We start from the raw sequence: 584 nt of genomic DNA on the forward strand, positions 1-584 counted from the left end.
TGAGTGCGCGCTTATACGTCGTTGCCGACGTGCGCTCAGAAGTGCAATAAGCGGGGCGTCATGGCGATCTACCATTTCTCCGCCAAGGTTGTGAGCCGCGCAAACGGATCGAGCGCCGTCGCGAGCGCCGCCTATCGTTCCGCGTCCGAGCTGCACGACGTCCGGCTTGGACGCGATCACGACTTCTCGAACAAGGCGGGCGTGATCCACTCCGAGGTAATGTTACCGGAGGGCGCGCCGGAGCGTTTAAACGACCGCTCGACCTTGTGGAACGAGGTGGAGGCTGGGGAGAAGCGCAAGGACGCACAGCTTGCCCGCGAGGTGGAGTTCTCGATTCCGCGTGAGATGAACGAGAAGCAGGGCGTCGCGCTCGCGCAAGACTTCGTGAAGAAGCAGTTTGTCGATCGCGGCATGGTCGCCGACCTGAACGTGCATTGGGACAAGGCGAAGGACGGCACGCCGAAGCCGCACGCACATGTCATGCTGGCGATGCGCGATGTGGGGCCGGAGGGGTTCGGCAAGAAGAACCGCGACTGGAACTCGACCGAGCTGTTGAAGGACTGGCGCGAGGCGTGGAGCGCGCA

At 63.2% G+C, this 584-nt stretch carries 1 protein-coding gene; it reads left to right on the top strand.

Going from position 1 to position 584, the window contains the following annotated elements; translation table 11 throughout:
- Window positions 1–60: 60 nt before the first annotated feature.
- A partial coding sequence (mobQ, locus tag AX709_RS09380; RefSeq protein WP_197432028.1) for a MobQ family relaxase occupies window positions 61–584 on the top strand: 524 nt, incomplete at its 3' end.

It is taken from the genome of Sphingomonas sp. CCH15-F11, from assembly GCF_001557005.1.
GTDB lineage: Bacteria > Pseudomonadota > Alphaproteobacteria > Sphingomonadales > Sphingomonadaceae > Sphingomonas.